13 protein-coding genes are annotated in these 18,019 nt (G+C 70.5%); 7 read left to right on the top strand and 6 right to left on the bottom strand.

Translation table 11 applies throughout. The features are described 5' to 3' along the window. Positions 1-74: 74 nt before the first annotated feature. A complete protein-coding gene (locus tag Q5696_RS15840) occupies positions 75-1,814 on the top strand; it encodes a glycerol-3-phosphate dehydrogenase/oxidase (RefSeq protein ID WP_305092253.1) in 1,740 nt (579 codons plus the stop codon). On the opposite strand, the gene Q5696_RS15835 is transcribed toward Q5696_RS15840, so the two are convergent. Together Q5696_RS15835 and Q5696_RS15830 are read right to left on the bottom strand one after the other, a co-directional pair. After that, positions 1,792-2,331 (bottom strand): hypothetical protein, encoded by a 540-nt coding sequence (locus Q5696_RS15835; protein WP_305092252.1) that lies wholly within the window; start codon positions 2,329-2,331, stop codon positions 1,792-1,794. The two genes, Q5696_RS15840 and Q5696_RS15835, sit on opposite strands and share 23 nt — an antisense overlap. Positions 2,332-2,351: 20 nt before the next feature. Beyond that, positions 2,352-3,299, bottom strand: a complete 948-nt coding sequence (locus Q5696_RS15830) for an oxygenase MpaB family protein (RefSeq protein WP_370654805.1) — start codon at positions 3,297-3,299, stop codon at positions 2,352-2,354. Between the two features lie 85 nt (positions 3,300-3,384). Between Q5696_RS15830 and Q5696_RS15825 the strand changes: the two genes are divergently transcribed. Together Q5696_RS15825 and Q5696_RS15820 are read left to right on the top strand one after the other, a co-directional pair. After that, entirely contained in the window at positions 3,385-4,296 is a 912-nt protein-coding gene (locus tag Q5696_RS15825; RefSeq protein ID WP_305092251.1) for an ABC transporter ATP-binding protein, read from the top strand. Continuing rightward, complete coding sequence (locus tag Q5696_RS15820) at positions 4,293-5,876, top strand: ABC transporter permease (protein ID WP_305092250.1); 1,584 nt, start codon at positions 4,293-4,295, stop codon at positions 5,874-5,876. Before Q5696_RS15825 ends, Q5696_RS15820 begins: the two co-directional genes overlap by 4 nt. 20 nt (positions 5,877-5,896) lie before the next feature. Here the strand turns inward: Q5696_RS15820 and Q5696_RS15815 are convergent, their stop codons facing one another. After that, positions 5,897-10,468 (bottom strand): ATP-dependent helicase, encoded by a 4,572-nt coding sequence (locus Q5696_RS15815; protein WP_305095329.1) that lies wholly within the window; start codon positions 10,466-10,468, stop codon positions 5,897-5,899. 191 nt (positions 10,469-10,659) lie between these two features. Here Q5696_RS15815 and Q5696_RS15810 point away from each other — a divergent pair, with 191 nt between their 5' ends. After that, positions 10,660-11,253 (top strand): DUF8020 domain-containing protein, encoded by a 594-nt coding sequence (locus Q5696_RS15810; RefSeq protein ID WP_305092249.1) that lies wholly within the window; start codon positions 10,660-10,662, stop codon positions 11,251-11,253. Positions 11,254-11,266: 13 nt separating this feature from the next. Here the strand turns inward: Q5696_RS15810 and Q5696_RS15805 are convergent, their stop codons facing one another. Continuing rightward, entirely contained in the window at positions 11,267-11,890 is a 624-nt protein-coding gene (locus Q5696_RS15805) for a TetR/AcrR family transcriptional regulator (RefSeq protein ID WP_305092248.1), read from the bottom strand. Positions 11,891-11,951: 61 nt separating this feature from the next. Here Q5696_RS15805 and Q5696_RS15800 point away from each other — a divergent pair, with 61 nt between their 5' ends. Genes Q5696_RS15800 through Q5696_RS15790 form a run of 3 tightly spaced genes read left to right on the top strand, consistent with a single transcriptional unit; the run spans position 11,952 to position 15,201 of the window. Then, positions 11,952-12,899, top strand: coding sequence for a patatin-like phospholipase family protein (locus Q5696_RS15800; protein WP_305092247.1), 948 nt, complete (start codon positions 11,952-11,954; stop codon positions 12,897-12,899). Further along, positions 12,896-14,362, top strand: a complete 1,467-nt coding sequence (locus Q5696_RS15795; protein WP_305092246.1) for a flavin-containing monooxygenase — start codon at positions 12,896-12,898, stop codon at positions 14,360-14,362. The genes Q5696_RS15800 and Q5696_RS15795 overlap by 4 nt, the downstream gene beginning before the upstream one ends. Next, complete coding sequence (locus Q5696_RS15790) at positions 14,359-15,201, top strand: SDR family oxidoreductase (RefSeq protein WP_305092245.1); 843 nt, start codon at positions 14,359-14,361, stop codon at positions 15,199-15,201. Before Q5696_RS15795 ends, Q5696_RS15790 begins: the two co-directional genes overlap by 4 nt. Here the strand turns inward: Q5696_RS15790 and amaB are convergent. Then, entirely contained in the window at positions 15,198-16,727 is a 1,530-nt protein-coding gene (gene amaB, locus Q5696_RS15785; protein WP_305092244.1) for an L-piperidine-6-carboxylate dehydrogenase, read from the bottom strand. The genes Q5696_RS15790 and amaB overlap by 4 nt on opposite strands. Then, positions 16,724-17,977, bottom strand: coding sequence for a 2-oxoadipate dioxygenase/decarboxylase (gene hglS, locus Q5696_RS15780; protein WP_305092243.1), 1,254 nt, complete (start codon positions 17,975-17,977; stop codon positions 16,724-16,726). Before hglS ends, amaB begins: the two co-directional genes overlap by 4 nt. Between the last annotated feature and the right edge of the window lie 42 nt (positions 17,978-18,019).

The following is an 18,019-nucleotide window of genomic DNA, read 5'->3' as shown; positions in this document are numbered from 1 at the left end:
GCGGTCTCTCGCGCAGTCTCGGCACGAACCTACTAGCCTGAAACCGGATCGGCCGACAACCACGGGAGATCGAGTTGGACAAGCAGCCTGGTGTGCAGTTCCTGGGCCCGCAGCAGCGTGAGCGGGCGTGGGAGCGGTTGGGGAACGAACAGTTCGACGTGATCGTGATCGGCGGTGGCGTCGTCGGGGTGGGTGCCGCGCTCGACGCCGCGACCCGTGGACTGCGGGTCGCGCTCGTCGAGGCCCGGGACTTCGCGTCGGGCACGTCGTCCCGGTCGTCGAAGATGTTCCACGGCGGCCTGCGGTATCTCGAACAGCTCGAGTTCGGGCTCGTCGCCGAGGCGCTGCACGAGCGGGAACTGTCGATGTCGACGCTCGCCCCGCACCTCGTCAAACCGTTGAAATTCCTGTTCCCGCTCACACATCGGGTGTGGGAGCGGCCGTACATGGCGGCCGGATTCCTGCTGTACGACCGCATGGGCGGCGCGAAATCCGTTCCCGCGCAGAAACATCTGACGCGTGCCGGGGCGCTGCGCATGGTGCCCGGGCTCAAACGGAACGCGCTGATCGGCGGAATCCGCTACTACGACACCGTCGTCGACGACGCCCGCCACACCATGACGGTCGCCCGGACCGCCGCTCACTACGGGGCCGTGGTCCGCACGTCCACCCAGGTCGTCGGCTTCCTGCGGGAGGCCGACCGGGTGTCCGGGGTGCGGGTGCGGGACTCGGAGACCGGCGCCGTCACCGAGGTGCGCGGGCATGTCGTGATCAATGCGACGGGGGTGTGGACCGACGAGATCCAGGCGCTGTCGAGGCAGCGCGGGCGGTTCCGGGTACGGGCGTCCAAGGGGGTGCACATCGTGGTGCCGCGGGACCGGATCGTGAGCGATTCGGCGATCATCCTGCGCACCGAGAAGTCGGTGCTGTTCGTCATCCCGTGGGGCAACCACTGGATCATCGGAACCACCGACACCGACTGGAACCTCGACCTCGCGCACCCGGCCGCGACGAAGGCCGACATCGACTACATCCTCGGGCACGTCAACAAGGTGCTCGTCACCGCACTCACCCACGACGACATCGACGGCGTCTACGCCGGGCTGCGGCCACTGCTCGCGGGGGAGAGCGACGAGACGTCCAAACTGTCCCGTGAGCACGCCGTCGCCCGCGTCGCCCCCGGTCTGGTGGCGATCGCCGGCGGCAAGTACACGACCTACCGGGTGATGGGGGAGGACGCCGTCGACGCGGCCGCCGAGGACATCCCGGCGCGGGTGGCGCCGTCGATCACGGAGAAGGTGCCGCTCGTCGGCGCCGACGGGTACTTCGCGCTCGTCAACCAGGCCGTGCAGCTCGGGGAGCAGTACGGGCTGCATCCGTACCGGATCAAACACCTGCTGGGCCGGTACGGGTCGCTCATCGACGAGGTCCTCGGGCTCGCCGCCGACGCCCCCGAACTCTTCGACCCGATCACCGACGCCCCCGACTACCTGCAGGTCGAGGCCGTGTACGCCGCGGCGGCGGAGGGGGCGTTGCACCTCGAGGACATCCTGGCCCGGCGCACCCGCATCTCGATCGAATACCCGCACCGCGGTGTCGACTGTGCCGAACAGGTGGCGCGGCTCGTCGCCCCCGTTCTGGGCTGGGACGAGGAGACGATCGACCGGGAGATCGGGACGTACCGGGCGCGGGTCGAGGCCGAGGTGTGCTCGCAGACCCAACCGGACGATGCATCGGCAGACGCGCTGCGTGCCGCCGCACCCGAGGCGCGGGCGGAGATCCTCGAGCCGGTCAGTGGGTCAGCACGACCTTGAGGACGACGATGCCGGTCGCGACGACCGCCAGGACGGCGGCGGCGAGCAGGGTCGTCCCGGAGGGGCGTTCACCGCGCAGCCGGGTGATGACGAAGACCATCGACGCGATGCGGATCAGGATCGCGACCTCGGCGATCACCTGCGCGGTGAACGGTTCGAGCCACCCGAAGTAGGCGGTGGCCAGGACGACGATCGGGACGACCGCGGAACTGAGGACCGGCACCGAGTCGCGGACCTCGGCGAGACGCTCCTTGGCGGTCAGCTGGGCCCCGGAGCGGACGGATTTGCCGACACCCTCGGCGAAGATGTGCGCGACGAACGTCGAGATCGCGGTACCCGCGACGATCGCGATGGTGCGGGAATCGCTGCGGGAGATGGTTTCCGGGATCAGCGCGGCCAGGATCAGGATGTTGCCGTACACGTAGGCGCTGATGCGGGCGGCCGCGTTCTCCCGGTCGAGCGGAACCCGTCGGCTCAGCAGTGGCCGGTGCAGCAGGGAACGCAGATCCGATTCCATGTGGTGCAGCGTCGCACAGATCAGCCCACGGGCGGCGTGTAGTGCGTCGGATCGTCCCGGCGCCCGAGCGGCGGCAGATTACGGGCCGGAGTGTGCACGAGCGGCGCGTCCACCGGGCTGCGGCCACTGACCCGGTCCAGTCCGCCGCGGGCCCGCGGATGCTTGCGGTAGCGCGGCGGCACCAGACGGAACACTGCGTTCACGGTCCGCCCGGCCCGCCGGTGCAGCCACGCGTCGACCGGCGTCCACCGGAAGCCCAGCAGGTCCCGCACCGGCTGGTCGTACATGCCGACGGTGAGCCACACGAATCCCTTCGCGATCGGGATGCGGGCGAGCCGCCACAGCGGCTGCGGTAGCCACGGTGTGAACGGTGGGTGGCCGAGTCCGGTGAGGTCGAGGACGTCGCGGGTGGCCTTGTTGTCCTCGAGTACGTTCCGGCACATGCGGTCCCAGTAGTCCTGGAAGTCCTCCCACGTCTGCGGGACGGGCCGCATGCTCATGCCGTACAGCCGATACCACTGGACGTGTTCGGTGAACAGCTGTCGCTTCTGCGCCTCGGTGATGCCACCCATGAAGTGTTCGGCGGTGAGGATCGTGCCCATGAAGAACGTGGCGTGCGCCCAGTAGAACGTGTCCGGGTCGAGGGCGTGATAGCGGCGTCCCTGCGCGTCGACGCCCTTGATGGTGCGGTGGTAGTCCCGGACCTCCTCGGCCGTCTGCCGGGCCCGGTCGCCGTCGAACACGACGCCGCCGATCGGATACAGCGACCGCAGCAGCCGCTCCCAGCGTTCCTCGAAGAACCGGGAGTGCTGTTCGACACCCGCCCCGAGCCCGGGATGCATGTTCTGCATCGACCCCGCCCACAGGCCCTGCAGCATGCCGCGCCAGTCGGCGAAGTAGCGCCAGGTGAGCGAATCCGGCCCGAGCGGTGCGGGAGCGGAGGTCTCCGGTGATTCCGAGCGGATCACGTGCTGTCACCTTCCCCAGGGTTCGCCCATCGATGCCAGCGTAGATTCGACAGCGACCGCGGGGCAACGGTTGTACCGTCGGGACATGGCTACGGCGATAGCGATATCGAACCTGGTCAAGACGTTCGGTCGCACACGGGCACTCGACGGGATGGACCTGGACGTGCGTTCCGGGGAGGTGCACGGATTCCTGGGACCGAACGGATCCGGCAAGTCGACGACCATCCGGGTGCTCCTGGGGCTGTTGCGGGCCGACTCCGGTGAGGTCACCCTGCTCGGCGGCGATCCGTGGCACGATGCGGCCGCACTGCACCGGCGTCTCGCCTACGTGCCCGGCGACGTGAACCTGTGGCCGAACCTCACCGGCGGTGAGGTGATCGACCTGTTGGGGCGCCTGCGCGGTGGACTCGACGAGGAACGCCGCGCCGAACTCCTCGACCGATTCGATCTGGATCCGACGAAGAAGGGCCGCACCTACTCGAAGGGGAACCGGCAGAAGGTCGCGCTGGTGGCGGCGCTGTCGTCCGATGCGGAACTGTTGATCCTCGACGAACCGACGTCGGGACTCGATCCGCTCATGGAAGCCGTCTTCCAGGAGTGCATCACCGAGGCCGTGGCGGACGGCCGCACGGTGCTGCTGTCGAGTCACATCCTCGCCCAGGTCGAGGCGTTGTGCGACCGGGTGACGATCATCCGGCTCGGTCGGGCGATCGAGACGGGCAGCCTCGCCGATCTGCGGCACCTGACCCGCACCTCGGTGTCCGTCGAGACGGCCGAGCCGCCGACGGGGCTGTCCGAACTGATGGGGGTGCACGACCTCGTCGTCGACGGCACTCGGGCCCGGTTCCAGGTGGACACCGTCGACCTGGACGCCGCAATCACGCATCTGACCCGATTTCGGATCCGATCACTGGTCAGCCAGCCCCCGACCCTCGAGGAACTGTTCCTCCGGCACTACGGCGACGAACTCTCGGCAGCCGGGGTGGACGAGTCGTGACCACCTGGACGGGCACCGGCACTCTGACCCGGTTCGCGCTGCGCCGTGAACGATTCGCGCTGGTGCTGTGGGTGCTCGCGGGCACGTTCGTGTACTACTCGCAGGCCGTCGGGGTCGGCATCACCTACCCGACACAGGCGGAACTCGACACGGTCGCCGCGTCCATGCAGGGGAATGCGGCGATGATCGCGATGGCCGGCCCACCCCGGGCACTCGACACCGTCGGCGGGCAGGTGGCGTTCCAGGCGAGTGCGTTCGGCATGATCGTGGCCGGCCTGATGAGCATGGTGCTGGTGGGGCGGCACACCCGCGCCGACGAGGAGGCCGGGCGGGACGAGTTGATCCGCTCCGGCGTCGTCGGCCGGCACGCGACGTTCGCGGCGGCAACGATTCTCGCGGTTCTCGTGAACGTGCTCTACGGTGTGGCGGTCGTGGCGGCCCTCGTGGCGTACGGGCTTCCGGTTGCCGGATCGACAGCTCTCGGAGTCGGTGCAACCTGCGCCGGACTCGTGTTCACCGCGATCGCGCTGCTGGTGGCGCAGCTGACCGGAAGTACCCGGACGATGTACGGCATCACCGGGGCCGCGATCGCGGTCGCATACGTGCTGCGTGCGGTCGGTGACGTCGGCAACGGGGTGGCGTCCTGGCTGTCGCCGCTGGGCTGGGGGCAGGCGATGCGGCCGTACGCGGGCGAGATCTGGTGGCCGGCGCTGCTGTCGCTGGCGGTGGCGGTCGTGGTCGCCGCGGCAGCGATGCAGGTGCTCGACCATCGTGACGCCGGTGCCGGCGTGTTCGTCCCCCGGCCGGGCCCGGGGCGGGCGTCACGGGCATTGCACGGTGAACTCGGGCTGGCGTGGACGCTGCAGCGGGGCACCCTGATCGGTTGGACGGTGGGCATGCTCCTCGGTGGGGCGGCGTTCGGGACCATCGGCAACGATGTCGGCGACCTGCTCGGTGACGTGGACATCGGGGAACTGCTGGGCTACGAGAACGCGAGCCTGATCGACGCGTTCTATGCGATGGCCGCGGCGATGCTCGCGATGATCGCGTCGGCCTACGCGATCTCGGCGGCACTGCGGCCGCGAGCCGAGGAACTCGCCGGCCGCGTCGAACCGTTGCTGTCGACGGCGCTGACCCGGCTCCGGTGGACTGCGAGTCACGTGACCGTCACGCTGGTCGGATCGGCGGTGGTGGTCGCGGCAGCAGGACTCGGCATGGGCGTGATGTACGCGATCGTCGCGGGCGACGGATCCCAGGTCGTTCGCCTGTTCGCCGCGACGCTGGCGTATCTGCCCGCGGTCTGGCTGCTCGCGGGCGTCACCGTCGTGCTGTACGGGTTCGTACCTCGTGCGGCGGTGGCCGCGTGGACGGCGCTCGCGTTCTGCTTCGTCGTCCTCATGTTCGGTGTCACGTTGCGCTTCCCGTCGTGGCTGATGAGCGTCTCCCCGTTCGACAACCTGCCGCTGGTTCCGGCCGTCGCGTTCGATCCGGTTCCGGCCGCGGTCACCACGGGGGTGGCGGTCCTGTTGTGCACGGCAGGTCTGCTGGCGTTCCGGCGACGGGACGTGCTCACCACGTGAGGGGCGGCGGATCCCGTGGGTCAGGATCGCAACCGGTAGCCGCGGGGCGTGGCGGAGAATCCGGCCTCGGTGAGCAGCGGTGCGAAATCGTTGCCGTGGACGGTGACCCCGTCTATCTTCTCGATCACGACCTTGTCGACACCGCCGCGGGTGACGGTGGCGGCGAGTGACTCCGCGCCCGTGCGCAGCGCACCGATGTCGTCGGTGAACGTCAGCAGCGTCCGGCCCCCGCGCTCGACGAACAGCACCAGTTCGCCGTCGACGAGCACCACCAGGCCGCCCGCCTTGCGGCCCGGCCGGTGCCTGGACGGTGCATCGGCCGAGTCGTCGTTCCGCGGCCACGGCAGCGCCGCCCCGTACGGGTTCGCCGGATCGCACGCTGCGAGCGTCACCGCCGCCGTGGTCCGGTGGCGTCCGTCGACGGTGTCGGAGTACGAGCGCAGCCGGTCGACGACATCCGACGTCGAGAACTGTGCGCCGCCGAGCGAGTCGACGAAGTAGCCGCGCCGGCAGCGGCCGCTGTCCTCGAACCGGCTGAGCACCTTGTACATCGACGCGAAACCACCGGGCACCTCCTCGGCGACGACCGCGCCGCGGGTGACGACGCCGTACCGTTCGAGCAGCAGATCGGCGGTCGCGTGGGCGCGCAGCGTGGGATCCGGTTCGGGCTCGGGCAGCAGCGACCAGCGTCCACCCGCCGTCGGTGGGCCGGTGCGCGACGGCACCGCCGGCCGGGACAGTCTCCGGTAGGCGTGGGCGCGGGGCGCCCGGCGCGGCGTGCGGTGACTCGGGGTGGCACGGGAGGTGTCCGACAGCAGCGCCCGCAGCGGGGCGAGGGTGTCGTTCCCGATGTGCCCGGCCCACACCAGGTCCCACAGCGCGGACGTCAGCATCGCGTCGTCCGTTGCGTCCGCTCCGATGCTGTCCGCCAACTGCCGGAAGAAGTACGCGCCACCCCCGGCGAGGACATCGAGGACGGCGCGGTGGGTGTCGGTGAGATCGATCTCGGTCGGCGGTGCGAGGGTCAGCGGTGACGATTCGGCCAGGTGCAGGCTCACCCAGCCGTCCTTGCCGGTGATCTGCCCGGCGCCCGCCCACAGCACCTCACCGGTGGCGGTGAGCTCGTCGAGCATCGCGGGGGAGTAGTCGCGCACCCGGGAGCCGAGGATCAACGACTCGAGCGCCGACGCCGGAACCGGCACGCCCGCAAGCTGCTCCACCACGGTCACCACCCCGTCGACACCCCGCAGCTCGCCGCCGACGTGCTGCCAGTCGGGCAGGAATCGGCCCAGGGCCGCAGTGCCCACCGGTTCGATCCCCTCACGGGCCGCGGCGAGAGACCGTCGGCGCAGGCGGCGCAGCACCTCGGTGTCGCACCACTCGCTGCCGGACGCGCCGGGCCGGAACTCGCCCTCCACGACCCGTTTCTCGTGCGCCAGCCGTGCCAGGACGTCACGGGCCACAGCGGATCCGAGCCCGAAGCGCTCTGCCGCCTCGCTCACCGTGAACGGGCCGTGGGTGCGGGCATAGCGGCCGAGGAGATCCCCGAGCGGGTCGTCGACCGGTTCGACGAACGCGGCCGGGGTCCCGATCGGCAACGGCACGCCGAGACCGTCGCGCAGCCGGGCGGCATCCTCGATCGCCGTCCACCACTGCCGTCCCGCGAACGAGACGTGCAGGGCGCGGCGGTGTGCGACGAGTTCGTCGAGCCACGGCACCGGATCGGCAGTGGAACGCTGCGTCGCCTCGTCGATGGTGAGCGGGCCGAGCAGGCGCAGCAGATCCGCCATGCCCTCCACGTCCCGGGCGCGGCGGTCCGGATCCAGCCGCTGCAACTGCCGCTCGGTCGCCTCGATCACGTCGGCGTCGAGCAGTTCGCGCAACTCCACCCGGCCGAGCAGTTCCGCGAGGAGCGTGGAGTCGAGCGACAGCGCGGCGGCGCGACGTTCGGCGAGCGGACTGTCGCCCTCGTACATGAACGCGCCCACGTAGTCGAACAGCAGCGCGTTCGCGAACGGGGACGGGGCCGCGGTCTCCACCTCCACGATCCGGATCTGCCTCCGTCCGAGACGACCGAACAGGTCGCGCAGCGCGGGCAGGTCGTAGACGTCCTGCAGGCATTCGCGGACCGCCTCGAGCAGGATCGGGAACGTCGGGAACTTGCGGGCCACGTCGAGCAGTTGCGCCGAGCGTTGCCGCTGCTGCCACAGCGGTGCCCGCTTGCCGGGGGTGCGTCGCGGCAACAGCAGTGCGCGCGCGGCACATTCACGGAAGCGGGACGCGAACAGCGCCGAGCCGCCCACCTCGTCGGTGACGATGTCCTCGATCTCGTCACGTTCGAACACGAACAGGTCCGCGCCGGGCGGGGTGTCCTCGGTGTCGGGGAGCCGGACGATGATGCCGTCGTCGGAGGCGGTGGGGGCGGCGTCGATACCGAACCGTTCCCGCAGCCGCGCCCCGATCGCGAGCGCCCACGGTGCGTGCGCCCGCAGTCCGTACGGCGAGTGCAGCACCAGTCGCCAGTCGCCGAGTTCGTCGCGGAAGCGTTCCACGACGAGGGTGCGGTCGGTGGGGACGCGTCCCGTCGCGCGGCGCTGGTCCTCGATCAGCGCCGCGAGGTTGGTGGTGGCGTTGGTGTCGAGCCCGGACGCCGTGCAGCGGGCCGCGACCTCGTCCGGGGTGCTCGACGACAGTTCCCGCAGGAATCCGCCGAGTGCTTCACCGAGTTCGGCGGGTCGGCCCAGACCGTCACCGTGCCAGAACGGCAGCCGCCCCGGCAGGCCGTGCGCGGGGCTGACGAGGACCCGGTCGAAGGTGATCTCCTCGATCCGCCAACTGGTGGCGCCGAGCGCGAACACGTCCCCGACGCGGGACTCGTAGACCATCTCCTCGTCGAGTTCACCGACCCGAGACTGGCCGGGAGCGGAGCCCGCGGAGCGACCAGGAGACGCAGCGCCCACCATGTAGACGGCGAACAGGCCGCGGTCGGGGATGGCGCCGCCGGAGGTGACCGCGAGGCGTTGGGCTCCGGGCCGCCCGGTGAGGGTGCCGGCGTCGCGGTCCCACACCAGGCGGGGCCGCAGTTCGGCGAACTCGTCGGAGGGGTAGCGGCCGGCGAGCAGGTCGAGCGTCGACTCGTACGCCGAGCGCGGCAGGGTCGCGAACGAGCCGCTGCGCCGGACCACGTCGAACCACTGCTCGACGTCGACCGGTTCGAGGGCGGTGGCCGCGACGGTCTGCTGCGCCAGGATGTCCAGCGGGTTGGCGGGAATCTCGAGGGCCTCGATCTTGCCGTTCGTCATGCGCTCGACCGTGACCGCGCAGTGGATCAGATCGGTGCGGTGCTTGGGGAAGAGCACACCGCGGGAGATCTCGCCCACCTGGTGTCCGGCCCGGCCCACGCGTTGCAGCCCGCTCGCCACCGACGGTGGCGCCTCCACCTGGACGACGAGATCGACTGCGCCCATGTCGATTCCGAGTTCGAGGCTGCTGGTGGCGACGACGCAGCGCAGACGCCCGGACTTGAGGTCGTCCTCGATGATCGCGCGCTGGTCCTTGCTGACCGAGCCGTGGTGGGCGCGTGCCAGCAGGGGACCGGCTCCGTAGCTGACCTCGGTGGGCGCACCGATCTGTGCCGGCGGCCTGCCCTGTTTCTCGATCGTGCCGCCGAGCCGTTCGCCGTAGATCTCGTTGAGCCGGGCGGTGAGTTTCTCGGCGAGGCGGCGCGAGTTCGCGAACACGATCGACGACCGGTGCTCGAGGATCAGGTCGACGATCTGCTCCTCGACGTGCGGCCAGATCGACCCGGCCTGTGGGGTGCCGGTCTCGTCGTCGGTGGTACCGAGCTCGGTCATGTCCTCGACCGGGACCCGCACCGTCAGATCGAACGTCTTGGCGGCCGGCGGCGCGATGATCCGCACGGGGGCGGCGCCGGCGAGGAACCGGGCCACCTCCTCGTGTGGGCGCACCGTCGCGGACAGCCCGATCCGCTGGACCGGTTCGTCGCGCAGCATGTCGAGGCGTTCGAGCGACAGCGCCAGGTGCGCGCCGCGTTTGGTGCCGGCGACGGCGTGCACCTCGTCGATGATCACCGTCTCCACCCCGGCGAGGGTTTCCCGCGCCGACGACGTCAACATCAGGAACAGGGATTCGGGGGTGGTGATGAGGATGTCGGGTGGGGTCTTGATCAGCTTGCGGCGTTCGCCGGTGGGGGTGTCGCCGGAGCGGACACCGACCCGGATCTCCGGCGGCTCGAACCCGAGACGCTTCGCGGTCTGCGTGATGCCGACCAGTGGCGCCCGCAGGTTGCGTTCGACGTCCACACCGAGGGCCTTGAGCGGGGAGAGGTACAGGACGCGGGTGCGAGTGGCCGCGGTGCGCTTCTCGTCGGCTTCCACAGTCGATGCCAACCGGTCCAGCGCCCACAGGAACGCCGACAGCGTCTTGCCGGAGCCGGTGGGCGCCACGACGAGGGTGTGCGCGCCGCTCGCGATCGAGTCCCACGCCCCGAGCTGCGCGGCGGTGGGCGCGTCGAAGGCGCCGTCGAACCACTCCCGGGTGGGGGCGGAGAAACGCTCGAGGACGGAGTCCATGCGGTCCATCTTGCAACGACGGTCCGACAAGTGTCGTCACCTGCGCGAACACGGGGCCGGGGACAGACGGGATGCTTCGGTCACGGATCTCGGTACCACGTACAGACCGTTCCGCAGCCGATACTCTGGAGAGGTTCCGGACGGTCTTTGACCTGATCGGGGCCGTCTTTCTGCTAGGAGGGGAGCTCCCCGTGAAACTCCACAGAACCGCGGCCGTGTCCGTGCTGGCGATCGCGGCACTCGGTGTCGCGACCGGCACCGCGTACGCGGAACCGGGTGCGCCACCCGACGCGATCCACTATCGGACGCAGATCGGCGCGGACGGTGCGTCCCTCGACACCGTCCTCGACGCCGGTACGTTCCGTGTAGCAGGCGATGTCGTCGACGTCGTCGCCCCGTCCGGCGCCACGGTCGGCACCGTCCCGCTCAGCTATCCGGTCGCCGGCACCGCCGTGCCGCTGTCCGCGACCGTCGACGGCAACCGGCTCACGCTCACCCCGGAGGTTCCGGTGCAGGGGGTGGCGGAGCTCGAGGATGCCGACGCCCGGCAGGACGCCTACAGCAACATGGTGCGCGAGATCGAGAAGGGCTGGAACAGTGGCGGCCAGATGAACGCACAGATCGGCGCGGGTGTCGGCGCCGTCGTCGGATGTGTTCTGTTCCTGTTCGTCGGCTGCATCCCCGGGGCCGCGATCGGTGGTGTCATCGGCGCCGCGAACGGCATCAACGCCGCCAATCCGGCAGTGCAGCCCGCGGTCTTCGATTTCATCGCGACGCTGTACTGACGAGGAGGGAGGGTCAGGATCTGCTCGCCCCTGCGTCGGGGAGGGGCGAGCCCCGCTGCAGGAGTGCGCGCAGGTTGTCGGTGACGATGCGGGCCGAGATGTCGGGGTCGATGGCGCGTTGGATGCCGAGTCCCACACCGAGGCTGAGGATGCTGCGCGCAGCATCCTCGGGTGGCAGCGGCAGCACGATCCCGGTTGCGGTGGTCAGCGAATTCACCAGGGCCAGAACCATTCCGTGCGCCATTCCCAGGGCCGACGCCAGCGCGGCCTGCACCTCGGGGTCGTGCCGGCAGGCGGCGATGAACTCGAACTCGAGCATCGTCCAGCCCACGTCACCGAGGGTGCGTGCGGCCCACTCCTGGATGCGGTCGAGCAGCTCGTCGAGGTCGCCGTCCGCGGCCACGAGTGCTGCCACCTCCTCGAACTTCGTCGTGTGGATCAGGTCGAGGACCTCGAGGCACAACTCCTTCTTGCCGCGGAAGTTCGAGTACACCGCGCCCTTCGAGTAGCCCGCCGTCTCGGCGACCTTCTCGAGTGACGTCGCCGCGTAGCCGTCGGTGAGGAACAGGTCGCGGGCGGTCGCGAGCAGGTCCGCGCGGGTCCGGGCCTGGCTCTCCGATCTGGTCAAACGTGCCATGCGGTCATTCTCCACGACGATTGGGCTACCGCCGGTATCTGAATGCTGTTAGTTTCTGCATATGACGTCGAGTGACACACATCTCAGTCGGGGCCTGGTCATCGGATGCGGGGGAACACTGGGGGCCGCGTGGACCGTTGCCGCGCTGGTCGCGGTCCGTGACGCGCTCGGATGGGATCCGCGCGACGCGGACACCCTGGTCGGCACGTCGGCGGGGGCCGAACTCGTCACGATGCTCGGGAGCGGCATCGGCGTCGACGAGATCCTCGCGATGCAACTGGGGGAGCCCACGCATCCGGTGCTGTCGCACCATCTCGAGGGCGCGCCGGGCCGGTTCCCGCCGTTACCGCGACCGCGGCCGAGTGCACCCGGTCTGCTGCGCCGCGCCGTGCCCACCATGACCCGGTTGAGCGGGTTGCTCCCGGAGGGCCGCGGCGACGCCGACTGGCTGGACCGCCTGGCCGCCGGCGTCGCGGACCCCGACGGGTGGGTGCCGCACACCCGGACCTGGTTGGTCGCAATGGACGCCGCCACCGGTGAGCAGGTGGCGTTCGGGGCGCAGGGGGCGCCGAACGCGACGCTGTCGGAGGCACTGCGGGCATCGTGGGCGATCCCGGGCTGGATGTCACCGGTCACGATCGGCGGTCGGCGGTACGTCGACGGAGGTGCGGCCTCCACCGCGTCGGCCGATCTGCTGGCCGGACGCGGACTCGACGAGGTGATCGTGCTGGCACCGATGGCCTCCCGCGGCCGCATCCCCGGCCGCGGACCGGCCGCCCTCGAACGTCTGGTGCTGCGGAACTGGATGAGCGCCGGACTCGACGCCGAATGCGCGGCGCTGGCGGCGTCCGGCACGCGCGTGATCCGGATCGACGCGACCGCCGAGGATCTCGCCGTGATGGGTGCCAACTTCATGGACGATCGCCGCCGACTCGCCACTCTGGAACACTCGCTGCGCAGCACCCGCACCCAGGTGCAGCGCGCCCTCGCGGCAGGAGCCCGCGCATGACCGGCCACCACGAGGTGATCGTCGTCGGCGCCGGAATCTCGGGGATCGGTGCCGTGATCCGGTTGCAGCGCATGGGGATCGACGACGTCGTGATCCTCGAGAAGGCCGACTCCCTCGGCGGAACCTGGCGTGACAACACCTACCCCGGGTGCGCGTGCGACGTGCCGTCCGCGCTGTACTCGTACTCGTTCGCGCCCAACCCCGGATGGAGTCGACTGTTCGCGGGCCAGCACGAGATCCGCGAGTACATCGAGCGGACCGCCGCCGAGCACGGCGTGCACGAGCGCGTCGAGTTCGGTACCGAACTGCTGCGTGCCCAGTGGGACGAGACCACGCGGCGGTGGGTGCTGGAGACGTCGAACGGCACCTTCACCGCGAACGCGGTGATCGCGGCCGCCGGCCCGTGGAACCAACCGCTGATCCCCGACGTCCCGGGGCTCGACGGGTTCACCGGCGAGGTGTTCCACTCGTCGCGCTGGAACCACGACTACGACCTGTCCGGCAAGCGGGTCGCCGTCGTCGGGACGGGCGCGTCGGCGGTGCAGTTCGTCCCCGAGATCGCGCCGGTGGTGGGGGAGTTGCACCTCTATCAGCGGACGGCGCAGTGGGTGCTGCCCAAGCCGGACACCGCGCTGCCCGGCCCCGTCCGTGCGGCGATCGGCGCGATCCCCGGATCGCTGAATACGCTGCGCCGCATCCAGTACGGGATCATGGAGGCCCTCGGTGTCGGCTTCCGCAACCCGTGGATCCTGCGGGTGATCCAGCAGATCGGCCGCATGCAGCTGCGGGCGCAGATCCGGGATCCGGAACTGCGCCGGGCGCTCACCCCCGACTACACGCTCGGCTGCAAGCGGCTGTTGATGTCCAACACGTACTACCCTGCGCTGAACCGCCCGAACGTCGAGGTGCACGCGAACGCGGTGCGGCAGGTGCGGGGCAACGTGGTGATCGGCGCGGACGGCCAGGAGCGTGAGGTCGACGCCATCATCTTCGGCACCGGTTTCCACATCCTCGACATGCCCATCGCCGGACGGGTGTTCGACGGTCAGGGCCGCAGCCTGGGCGACCACTGGAAGGGCAGCCCACAGGCCTACCTCGGCACCACCGTCGCCGGATTCCCCAACGCGTTCGTGCTGCTGGGCCCGGCCCTCGGCACCGGGCACACGTCGGCGTTCATGATCCTCGAGGCGCAACTCGACTACCTGACGGCCGCGATCGGCGCCGCGCGCTCGGCCGGCTGGACCCGCATGGAACCCCGGCCCGAGGTGCAGGCCGCGTTCAACGCCGAGGTGCAGCAGGCCCTCGCCACCACCGTCTACAACGCCGGCGGCTGCCAGAGCTACTTCCTGGACGTCAACGGCCGCAACAGTTTCAACTGGCCGTGGTCCACCGGGCGGATGCGGGAGCGATTGCACCGCTTCGACGAATCGGCCTATCTGACATCGACGGAGGTTTCCTCATGACCCGATACCCCGAGATCGACCTGGGCGGAGCGCGGGTGCTCGTGACCGGCGCCGGACGCGGCATCGGCCGGGCCACCGCGGAGGCGTTCGCCGCCCGCGGCGCGACCGTCGCACTCGCCGACATCGACCGGGACGCAGTGGAATCCACCGCAGACGGACTCGGAACCGCGCACGTGTTGGACGTGCGGTCGCGGGCGTCGTGGGATGCGTGCGTCGCCGAGGCGGGGCCGATCGACATCCTCGTCAACAACGCCGGCGTCATGCCGGTCGGCGGTTTCCTCGACGAGCCCGATGCGACCGGCGAGATGACGATCGACGTCAACGTGTGGGGCCCGATCCACGGGATGCGCGCCGTGGTGCCCGGCATGATCGAACGCGGGCGCGGGCACGTCGTGAACGTCGCATCGCTGGCCGGCAAGATCGCGATCCCCGGCCTCGCGGTCTACAACGCGAGCAAGTATGCGGCCGTGGGACTCTCGGCGGCTGCCCGGCTCGAGTTCGCCGACCACGGAGTCAGTGTGTCGACCGTGCTACCGAGCGCGGTGCGGACGACGCTCACCTCGGGCATCCCGCTCGGCAAGGGACTGCCCACCGTCGACCCCGAGGACATCGCCGACGCCATCGTGCGCACCGTCCGCACCCGCCGCGCCGAGACGCCGGTCCCGGGCTACCTCGCCGCCCTCGACCTCGGGCTCGCCGTGGCGCCGGAACGGCTGGTGCAGTGGATCCGCCGGGCCGTCGGCGGTGAGCGGGCACTGACCCGCGTCGACCCCACGACGCGGGCCGACTACGACGCGCGGCTGCGGCGCGACGAGATCCGCGACGAGCAGCCCGGCTAGCCGAACTCCACTCCCTGTGCGAGGGGAAGTTCGTCCGAGTAGTTGACGGTGTTGGTGGCGCGGCGCATGTACGACTTCCAGGCGTCGGAGCCGGATTCGCGTCCGCCGCCGGTGTCCTTCTCGCCGCCGAACGCGCCACCGATCTCCGCCCCGGACGTGCCGATGTTGACGTTCGCGATGCCGCAGTCGGAGCCGTCGGCGGCGAGGAACCGTTCGGCCTCGCGCTGGTCGGTGGTGAAGATCGCCGACGACAAGCCCTGTGGGACACCGTTGTGCAGTTCGACGGCCTCGTCGAAGGTGTCGTACGCGAGGACGTACAGGATCGGCGCGAACGTCTCGGCCCGCACGATCGCGGTCTGCGCCGGCATCCGGACGATCGCGGGCCTGACGTAGAACGAGCCGCCGCCACCGATGCGTTCGCCGCCGGTGACGACGACACCGCCGTCGGCGCGCGCGGTGTCGAGGGCGGCGTGCATGGCGTGCAGCGCCGCCCCGGAGATCAACGGCCCCACCAGGACGCCGTCGTCGAACGGATCACCCACCGGCAGTTGCCGGTACGCGTCGGCGATCCGGGCGGTCACGTCGTCCACGACGGATCGGTGGACGATCAGCCGCCGCAGCGTGGTGCACCGCTGGCCCGCGGTGCCGGCGGCCGCGAAGACCACGGCGCGCACCGTCAGATCCAGATCGGCTGACGGCGTCACCACCGCGGCATTGTTGCCGCCCAACTCCAGCAGGCAGCGACCGAAGCGGGCCGCGACCCGCGGCGCCACCGCACGCCCCATCCGCACCGATCCGGTTGCGCTCACGAGCGCGACCCGCGGATCGTCGACCAGTTGCTCGCCGATGACCGCCGCCCCGAGCACCACGTGGTGCAGGCCGTTCGGGGCTCCGGTCTCGGCGGCGGCCCGGCGCAGCAACGCGTCGCACGCGATCGCGGTGAGCGGGGTGGTCTCGGACGGCTTCCACACCACCGGATCGCCGCACACCAGTGCCAGCGCGGTGTTCCACGACCACACCGCGACCGGGAAATTGAACGCCGAGATCACCGCCACCACCCCCAGCGGATGCCACGTCTCCGACAGCCGATGGCCCGGCCGCTCCGAGGCGATGGTGCGCCCGTACAACTGCCGGGACAGCCCGACCGCGAACTCGCAGATGTCGATCATCTCCTGCACCTCGCCGAGGGCCTCGGAGCGGATCTTGCCCGCCTCCAGGGTGACCAGGTCGGCCAGGTCGGACCTGTGCTCGGTGAGCAGTTCACCCAGTCGGCGCACCACCGCGCCCCGCCGGGGTGCGGGCACCGCCCGCCACGTTCGGAACACCTCGGACGCACGCCGCACCGCCGCATCGACGTCGGCGGACGTGCTCGGGTGCAGGAACGCGAGGACCGAGCCGTCGATGGGGGTGCGCGCCGAGATCGGGGCCGGGCCTGCGTCGCCTCCGATCTCGGGAAGCGTTGCCCCGCAACGATCGAGCGCCGCGATCGCGCGATCCGCCAACATGCCGGTGCCGGGAAGTGTCATCGCTGGGGTCCTCTCGACTGCTCCTGCTGACGTCGGTACAGCTCGTACGGATCGTGGATGTCCCGGCCGATCGCCGCGGCCAGCGAGGCACGGGAGAAGTCGTCACCCGCCTCACCGGTGGTCGCGGAAGTGTCGGTGTCGAGATTGGAGCGGAAGATGCCGGCCGCCGACTTCGGCAGGAAGTCCTCGTAGACGATCGGTTCGCGTACCCCGCCGTGATACGTGAAGTACGCGGCCTCGTGCTTCTCGAGTTCGTCCTCCGACGTCGGGAAGCGTCTGTCCCACAGCCCCTTCGTGTTCGACGGGTCCGCGTCCATCAGGTCGTCGTAGAGTTCCCGGCCGCTCTCGGTGAGGGCGATACCGCGGGCCTCGACCTCCCCGAACCGCACCCGCAGCGCGCCGTCGGCGACCGAGCCGTCGGGCAGCGCGAACCGTCGTGGCTCGGCCAGCGCCCGGAACGACGTCTGCCGCAGCAGCACCGCCGGACCGCCCCAGCGTGGTGGACCCTGGATCCGGTCGATCATCGCGACGCCGCGCTCCGACATCCGCGCGTACAGGTCGTCGATGTCGAGCACCCGCGGCGTCAGATGGTTGATGTGGGTGCTCGACACCCCGCCGATGTCCGCAGCCACCGCAGACACCGCCTCGAGCTCGCGGTACCACCCCAGGTCCACCGGTTCGTGCGACAACTCGAACACCGACGTCGCGAGCGCCACGAAGCGCCGCGCCTGCGGCTCGTCCAGGCCGCCGTCGTCCGCGGCGCGGCGGGCCAGCGACAGCAGCACGTCGGGGAACAGGCGCCGCCGCGACAGGAACCCGTCGAGTTGCCGCTGCAGGTCGGTGTCGAAGAACCGGCGGTCGCCGGTGGTGAGCATCGAGGTGAACACCCGGAACGGATTGCGGGCGAGCTCACCGGACTCGATCGGCCGAAACGCCGTGGACACCACCGGCACCGGCGGCGACGCCTCCCGCAGGTCGTAGAAGCCCACCGGATACATGCCGAACCCGGCGAACAGCACCGCGACGTCGTGCAACTCGGCCGGGGTGCCCACCCGGATCGCACCGTGCCGCTCGGCCGTGACCCGCGCGATGCTGCCGAACCGCTCCGCCGAGTCCGGATGCGCGGCAAGGAAGTCCGCATTGACCGATTCGGTGACGTCCACCAGTGTCGTGTACTCCGGAACCTCGCGGCCGTACATGCGAGACAGCGCCGCAGCGAATCTCGACCGTAGTTCGTGGATTTCGGCCATCGTCCCTCGATGGTACGAGCGTCGAACACCGGACGGGTGCGG

The sequence above is a fragment of the Prescottella sp. R16 genome (genome assembly GCF_030656875.1).
Classification (GTDB): Bacteria; Actinomycetota; Actinomycetes; order Mycobacteriales; family Mycobacteriaceae; genus Prescottella.
This window is presented reverse-complemented; position numbering and strand designations above follow the sequence as displayed.